At 44.0% G+C, this 7313-nt stretch carries 6 protein-coding genes and 1 pseudogene; 5 read left to right on the plus strand and 2 right to left on the minus strand.

From position 1 onward, the window contains the following. Nucleotides 1-92 precede the first annotated feature (92 nt). The 3 genes and pseudogenes from F6J99_RS38600 (at nt 93) to F6J99_RS38610 (ending at nt 1235) form a co-directional block, all read left to right on the plus strand. Entirely contained in the window at nt 93-257 is a 165-nt protein-coding gene (locus tag F6J99_RS38600; RefSeq protein WP_293121278.1) for a hypothetical protein, read from the plus strand. Between the two features lie 12 nt (nt 258-269). After that, nucleotides 270-557, plus strand: a pseudogene (locus tag F6J99_RS45895) (esterase-like activity of phytase family protein); the annotation flags it as partial. Nucleotides 558-659: 102 nt separating this feature from the next. Beyond that, nucleotides 660-1235 (plus strand): calcium-binding protein, encoded by a 576-nt coding sequence (locus F6J99_RS38610; RefSeq protein WP_365975121.1) that lies wholly within the window; start codon nt 660-662, stop codon nt 1233-1235. A 958-nt stretch (nt 1236-2193) separates the two neighbouring features. On the opposite strand, the gene F6J99_RS38615 is transcribed toward F6J99_RS38610, so the two are convergent. Together F6J99_RS38615 and F6J99_RS38620 are read right to left on the minus strand one after the other, a co-directional pair. After that, nucleotides 2194-2331, minus strand: coding sequence for a hypothetical protein (locus F6J99_RS38615; protein ID WP_293121280.1), 138 nt, complete (start codon nt 2329-2331; stop codon nt 2194-2196). Nucleotides 2332-2707: 376 nt separating this feature from the next. Next, nucleotides 2708-2830 (minus strand): hypothetical protein, encoded by a 123-nt coding sequence (locus F6J99_RS38620; protein ID WP_293121282.1) that lies wholly within the window; start codon nt 2828-2830, stop codon nt 2708-2710. 391 nt (nt 2831-3221) lie between these two features. On the opposite strand from F6J99_RS38620, the gene F6J99_RS38625 reads away from it, so the two are divergent. Together F6J99_RS38625 and F6J99_RS38630 are read left to right on the plus strand one after the other, a co-directional pair. After that, complete coding sequence (locus F6J99_RS38625; protein ID WP_293121284.1) at nt 3222-6536, plus strand: choice-of-anchor I family protein; 3315 nt, start codon at nt 3222-3224, stop codon at nt 6534-6536. Nucleotides 6537-6996: 460 nt separating this feature from the next. Further along, the coding region (locus tag F6J99_RS38630) for a glycosyltransferase (RefSeq protein WP_293121286.1) at nt 6997-7313 on the plus strand (317 nt) is incomplete at its 3' end.

The following is a 7313-nucleotide window of genomic DNA, read 5'->3' on the forward strand; positions in this document are numbered from 1 at the left end:
TGTCACCAGCAAATCCACTGGAGCAAGTCGAAAGACTAGGATATCTAGGAGCCGTATGAGGCGAAAGCTTCACGTACGGTTCTGAAGGAGAGGTGCTCCCCTTAATAGGGGACATCGACTCTAACAGAATCCCCGCGTCTTTAGACCGGGGAGTGTCAAAAACTGGGGCACCGGCTCAAGAATTTCTTTACATCACTGATACCATTCCCAATCAGCCTGACCCTCCTGGTAGTTTTGCTGATAATGGTTTAGTATAATTACTAGCGCTAGATAATACCGGGACATTACTGGCTCTAGAGCGTTCTTTTGCCGTTGGTGTCGGTAATAATCTCAGGCTATATGAAGTCCAGCTCCAAGGCGCTACAGATATCAGTGATGTTGATAACCTCTTGAGTGACCCCACTGACCCAGATAGTAAACTGTTAGAGGTTGAGCAAGTCGCTGAGAAACGGTTACTGTTGGATTTCGATGACTTAGCCATTCGTCTGGACAATAGTGAAGCGATCGCATTTGGTCCAACCTTACCTGATGGCAGACAATCCCTAATTGTTGCTAGCGATAACAATTTCAATGACAGCCAGATTACCCAATTCCTAGCATTTGGGCTAGACCTCGATACTATTCAATCCCCGACAGCTATAGTAGACACCACCGCCGAGATTAACGGTACTCAAGGGGCTGACCAGTTGATTGGAACTATTGATGCTGATCTGATCAATGGCTTTGATGGAAATGATACCATTGCTGGGGGATTGGGCAATGATGTCCTATTTGGTGGCAATGGTGATGATATCCTGCGCGGAGATAAAAACAGCAAGTCCGTAGGTGGTAAGGCTGGTGGGGATGATATTATCTACGGTGGTTCAGGAAGCGATCGCATTGGCGGGAAATCTGGTAATGACTTCCTCTATGGTGGCCGAGGAGATGATCAACTCTGGGGTGATGCTGGGGATGATTTATTAACTGGTGGTCTGGGTAATGATACTCTGACTGGAGATAACTTTTCTAATGGTAGTGGCAGTGATACCTTTGTCCTAGAGATTGGGCAAGGTACTGACACCATTACAGACTTCGAGCTGGGCACTGACTTCATTGGTTTAGGCAATGGTTTGAGCTTTGGTGATGTATCTATCACCTCCGATAGTAATAATTCTCTAATCAATGTTGGAGATGAAACCCTAGCAGTAGTGTTAGGAATAACAAGCCTTACTGAAAGCGATTTCATTATCTTATAGCAATTGTAAAATTAGGGAGTAGGGGAGATTTGTATTAAGGGTAATTATCGAGAAATTATCATAATTACCTCTCCTGACCCCTAGTGGTAATTCAAAATTCAAACTTCAAACTTCAAAATAAAGAAAATCAGAAATTTTGAATTAATTAATTCTGGGTACCAGCCCCCCGGGTAATTAAAAATTAAAAATTAAAAATTAAAAATATAGAATTGTCCGAATCATTTTGAATTAATAATTTTGAACTTTGAATTGGAGCGCGTTAAGCAGCGTGACCTACGGCGCGACTTGACTTACCTGTTCCCTGCTCCCTTATAAAACTAGTGACTGAATCATAGACAACGTGGAATAGCTAGAATTTATTTTTAAACAATCATCATCATAATAATTATAAATTTAAATTAATATGAATCAAATAGTCTGAATTTATCCTCCTAAATTTTAGAGGGTTTAATTGAAGGTTAATATCTTAGGATTAGGATAGTGCATCTCAGTGTATTATGCAAAGCGCGAGTGCGGGAAACTTCCGGTTTCCTTGCTGCATCGTTTTCAGGTGCGACCCGTGGTGAATTTAATTCTTAATCGGAATTAGTAAGGGGAGGAGGTAGTGTGAAGAGCTTCGCCCCAGAGGGTAAGACCCTACACCTACCCGATTGTGAATTCAAGCCTAAATCGGTAGCTACTCATGTAAATTTAAAATAAACCTGAGGTAACAAACAGGCCAAATTCTGTAAGATTCTGTAAAGGTTACTAGAGCAGACTCTTTTATAGTATAGTTTTATTTAAACCCAAAAAGCTATTGAGTCAAGTAACCTATGGCTCAAATAGTCTGACCGATAGGATCGACTTAGAGGTTAAAGCTACCCACATACCTTTGGTCATTTATGAAAACGGTGCTTAGCCAGCGGGCATCTATAGCCCAGTTGCTTAGATCAAAGACAAATGATTTGGATTTAGTTTGCTAATCGGAGAGTATCAAATCCAAGACAGTAAAATTCAATAAAACCTTAAGTCGCTGTTGCTGAACTAGTGATTTCAATGACATCAGCGATGCAGCGCGGTCTTGGGGAGGCAGTGCGGTCTTGGGGGTTCCCCCCATGAGCAACTGCCGTGGTTTCCCCGACTCGCTATTGCATCAAGACAGGAAAAGGGTAAAATCTACTTGATAATGAATCTAACATCGGCTTAGGTAGACTCCCTTGAACTCCATACAAAGGTTATGGGTAACTAGATAAATAAAGTCCGTCTTGATGTGGCTGGATTATCAAGTTAAATCCTAATACCTAGATGGAGTCAAGGTAATAACTATGATCATGCTAGTCATCAGGCTAGTATGAGTGGGTAATTCCATTAGCTGTTTTTTTTTGAATTGGTTCAGACTCAATGGAAGGTTCATTGTTCCGTTCGCGAACGAAGAGCAAATTGAGCAAATAGCTTAGCCGATAACCTTCACGCACAGCACAGATTGCTTGGTTTTATCTTGCTGTTATCTTGTTATTATCATGATTTGCGTTATTCAGCCATCGCCACACTATCTCAAGGTTAAGCGATGCAGCGCGGTCTTGGGGAGGCAGCGCGGTCTTGGGGGTCTCCCCCATGAGCGACTGCCGTGGTTCCCCCCACTCGCGCTTTGCATCAAGACAGGTTAATTATTAACACTAGCTGTAGAGTAAAGACACAACCCCTCACTAAGTAGGTAGGTAGAAAATAAACGTAATAGGCTGACGTTTAACTGTTGATTGTAAACAGTTAAACTTAAGTAAATTTACTAAAAACAAACGTTATAATTAACGATAATAAACTACCTATTTTTTTATAAAAAGCCCTAATAATTAAGGGAGCATAAATCAGCTTAATTCTTTGGTATCAACGAAAAGTTAGGCATTTTGCTAAGGGTTGTAAGTACATAATTATTGCTATAAAACTTTCAATAAGTTGATAGCTAATAACTGATATAGGTACTCGCCATCTACTACCTAGGAGAAATTTGTGGCAGATATATTAGAGAAAATTGGCAGCTTTTCTAGTGAGATGGGGGCTGAAATTACCGCCTACGACCCCATATCTCAAGAGTTATTTGTAGTATCTGGTGGAACTGAGGTGCAAGTGCTAGACCTCAGTGATCCCACCAATCCAACTGAGGTAATACCACCCATTGATTTGGCTTCTTTGATACCTGACATTGATGGAGCAAATAGCGTAGCCTATAGCAATGGTTTACTGGCGCTAGCGTTAGAAGCTAGCACCTCTACTGATCCAGGTAAGGTAGCAATTATAGATATTGCTGCGTTTCGGAACAATCCGGCTGACCCCAATGCCCTGAAGGTAGTGCAAGCGGGGCCCCTACCCGATATGCTCACCTTTACCCCTGATGGCACCAAAATACTGGTTGCTAATGAAGGAGTAGCGGATGATGGCATTGATCCTGAAGGATCGATCAGTATTATTGATGTGTCGAGTGGGATAGCAACTCTAACCCAAGACAATGTCGCCACAGCAGACTTCAGCGCCTTCAATGGTCGTGAAGCGGAATTCCGGGCAAAGGGTGTACGTATTTTCCCAGACAAGACTGTTGCTCAGGATGTGGAACCAGAGTTCATTGCTGTCTCAAGCGATGGTACTACAGCCTTTGTCAACCTCCAGGAAAACAATGCCTTTGGGGTGGTAGACCTGGAGTCGGCTACAGTGGTTGATATCCTGCCTTTGGGTGTGAAAGACCACAGCCAAGGTCAGCCCAGCCTAGAGCTATTTGAGTTTAATGACTTGCCTGTACTTGGTACTACCGAAGGGGGTCAGGAGATTAAACTGGGCGGACTGTCTGGCTTATTCTACGAAGGGACAGATCCAGCAACTGGCAACTTGAAGTTTGTCACGGTTCCAGACCGGGGACCTCATGGCGAACCTACTGATGTGGATGGGGATGGGAGTAAAGAACGACCCTTTGCCTTACCAGATTACCAAGCTCGCGTGATCCGCTTTGAGTTAAATCCCAGCTCTGGGGAGATCGGCATTACCGAAAGCATTTTCTTGACCCGTCAAGATAGCACCACACCAATCACAGGACTACCCAATATTGCAGGGGTGGATGAAGAACCAGTAGACTTATCTGGCAATTTGCTGCCCTTAGATGAGTTTGGTGCTGACCTGGAAGGGTTAGTAATCGCTGCTGATGGCACCTTCTGGATGGTGGATGAGTACCGTCCAGCTATCTACCACTTTGATACCAATGGTGTCTTGATTGACCGCTTTGTTGCCCAAGGAACAGCTGCCTTGGCTGGTGCAGCAGCGGGAACCTTTGGCACTGAGTCCTTACCTGAGGAGTACGCCAATCGCCGCCTTAACCGTGGCTTTGAGGCCGTAGCTCTGGATCGAGATCAGAATATCCTCTACGCCTTTATTCAAACTCCTTTACAGAATCCAGACCCTGCTACCTCTGATAGCTCGGATGTGATTCGCATTCTCGGAATTGATACTACCACAGGTAATGCTGTTGCCGAGTATGTTTACTTGCTCGAAGACCCTGCTTTACGTAGTGGGGGACGAGTAGATAAGATTGGTGATGCGGTATACGCTGAGGATGGGAAATTATTTGTCATTGAGCGAGATTCGGCAGTTGGTGATACAGCAAAGAAGTTTATCTTCCAAATAGACCTTACAAAAGCCACTAATTTGCTTGCTCCCGATGCGCCTAAACTACCCACTGACTCTACTCTGGAGCAGCTGAGTGCGGATGACCTAGATGCTCTTGGAATTCAGGCGGTCAATAAGATTAAAGTAACAAACCTGCCTTCCATTGGGTATCTTGCTGGTGATAAACCAGAAGGTCTAGCGCTACTGGATGATGGCAAACTGGCTGTACTCAATGACAATGACTTTGGAGTACTCGATCAGCAGATTCCGGTGGATGGCTCGGTTCCTCTGAACCCCAATCCCACTCCTGTGGTCTTAGGTCTGATCGACCTGGGTCAGAACAATGCCCTGGATGCCAGTAATGAGGATAATGGCATCAACATCCAAAATTGGCCCGTTTTCGGTCTATACCAACCGGATGGGATCGCATCCTTTGAGGCAAACGGTCAAACCTACTACGTCACTGCCAATGAAGGGGATATCAGGGATGAAGAGGAACGGATTGCAAACTTGACCCTCGACCCAGAGGCCTTTCCCGATGCTGAAACCCTACAACCAGAGTCTCAACTGGGTCGTTTGAGAATATCTACCATTGATGGGGATTTGGATAATGATGGTGATTACGACCAGCTATTCTCCTACGGTGGGCGCTCCTTATCAATTTGGGATCAGTTTGGCAACCTAGTGTTTGATAGTGGTGATGACTTTGAACGAATTACAGCTCAGCAAGTTCCTGAACTATTTAATTCTAGCGGCACTCCTGATACTTTTGACGACCGCAGTGACAATCAAGGACCAGAACCGGAAGGAATTGTCACCGGGGTCATTAATGATCGCACTTACACTTTTATCGGCCTCGAACGAATAGGTGGCGTGATTGTCTACGATGTCACTAATCCCACGGCTCCTGAATTTGTCCAATATCTGCCCAATGATAATGGTGGCAATCCAGATGATCCAGTAGACCGTGAGCCTGAGGGGCTAACATTTATTCCTGTAGAAGACAGCCCCAATGGTGAACCCCTGCTGGTAGTGGCTCAAGAAGACAGTAAAACCATTACTGTCTTTTCAGTTAACCCCGGTCCGGGAACCCCATCAGATGATGAACTAGTTGGCACCGAAGCTGATGAGACAATCATTGCTGGAGCTGGAAATGATCTAGTTGCTGGTGGTAATGGTAATGATACTATCTTTGGGGGTAATGGAGATGATATATTACGAGGTGACTTCAACAGCCGTTCCTCTAACAATACCCTTGGAGGGGATGATGTAATTTACGGGGGTGCTGGAAGCGATCGCATTGGTGGAAAAGCCGGTCATGATTCCCTGTTTGGTCAGAAGGGTGATGATCAAATTTGGGGTGATGCTGGGGATGACCTACTGCGGGGTGGTCTTGGCAATGATACCCTATTTGGTGATAATGGCTCTGGTGGTGATGGTAGTGATACCTTCATCTTAGCCGCTGGTGAAGGAACTGATACAATTGTGGATTTCCAAGTCAGTGAAGACTTGATCGGTTTAGTAGACGGGTTAACCTTTGGTCAGTTATCTGTTACTCAGGAAGGCAACAACGCTGTGATTAGCTTCGGTGATGAAACCTTGGCAATCCTGAATCATGTCCAGGCTGAAACCCTGATCGATAATGCTGCTAAGACTTTTGTATTGGTTGGTTAAGGTAGAGCAGTTGAAGGTGTAAGGTTTAATGTTGAATGTTTAATGTTGAATGTTTAATGTTGAAGGCTTAATGTTGAAGGCTTAATGTTGAAGGTTGTTCGCCCCGTATTCGGTGTAGGGTAGGTTGGTAGGTTGTCTCTCAGAATGCCGAATGTAGAATTCTACATTCTACATTCGGCGTTGCACAATAACGGGATGATGTACCTATTTACCGAAGTTTGAACTGTAGACTATAAGCCACTTTCAGTTATGTGCAAAAAATGGTATCATCCCAAAAATGTGCAACCCCCTAAATTCGCGCATTCTAAATTCTAAATTCTAAAATGTTGTTCGCCTTTGGCGTTCGGTGAAGGGTAGGTTTAAAGTTTAAAGTTTAATGTTGACGGTTGACAGGTTACTGTTAACCGTCAATTTTCCTTGAAAGGCTTAGTAATGTAGTGATTCTAGCGGTTGACTACCCATGATTGATTTCACAGTTGCTATCTGTACCTATAACGGCGAAACTCGTCTACCTCAGGTTTTAAAACGATTACTGTATCAAATTAAAACCGACCATTTTGCCTGGGAAATTCTGATTATTGACAATAACAGCACTGATAATACCAGCAAAATTGTTGAGGAGTATCAATCCCATCCAGGAGCTTATCCTATTCGATATTACTTTGAACCAAAACAGGGGATAGCATTTGCTCGACGCCGTGCTATCCAGGAGTCTAAAGGTGAGTATGTTGGTTTTTTAGATGATGATAATCTACCTACTTCTGATTGGGTTAGTGA

This window comes from Moorena sp. SIO4G3 (assembly GCF_010692305.1).
In the GTDB taxonomy this organism is placed as follows: Bacteria; Cyanobacteriota; Cyanobacteriia; order Cyanobacteriales; family Coleofasciculaceae; genus Moorena; species Moorena producens_A.